Origin of the sequence: Methylococcus sp. S1M (assembly GCF_051295855.1) — a bacterium.
Taxonomy (GTDB): Bacteria; Pseudomonadota; Gammaproteobacteria; order Methylococcales; family Methylococcaceae; genus Methylococcus; species Methylococcus capsulatus.
The window spans coordinates 1-492 of sequence record NZ_JBPDXO010000039.1; the positions used below are offsets into that span (position 1 = coordinate 1).

Annotated in this window: 1 protein-coding gene; it reads right to left on the reverse strand. The window is 61.0% G+C overall.

Annotation, left to right across the window (positions count from 1 at the left end):
- Positions 1–30 precede the first annotated feature (30 nt).
- Positions 31–492 (reverse strand): methane monooxygenase/ammonia monooxygenase subunit C (locus ACSHWJ_RS15990; protein ID WP_435928779.1); only part of this gene is annotated, 462 nt, incomplete at its 5' end.

Genomic DNA, 492 nt, shown 5'->3' on the forward strand with positions numbered 1-492 from the left:
AAAAACCGGCCCGCCAGCCTGACAAGCTCCTTATTTCGCGATCAAGCCTTCGTCCACGGCTTCACAGAGCGACTGCCCCAGCCCGCCCTGAGCGAAGCTGTAGAAGGTCTGGGTCAGGGTGCCCATGACGGCCAGTGCCAGCCAGCCGAAGATCACGAAGCCGTAGTGCAGCGGCGCCACGAACAGCTCCTCCATGAACCAGAAGGTGTGGCCCCATTCGTTCAGACCCACGTTCGGCAGAATCATGAACGGACCCACCACCAGCACCAGGTACGGCAGCGAGATGCCCTTCGCGAAGAACGGCAGACGCGTCTTGGCGTAGATGAACGCCGCAAAACCGGTGATGATGTAGATCGGGTAGCTCAGATAGAACTCGATGATGTGCGACGGCGTGAAGTCGGTGTCGCGCACGATCGTCTGATGCCAGGTGCCGTCCTGCTCGGTGAAGTAGGATGCGCCCCAGTAGATGGCCCAGGCGTAGGCCACCAGCCA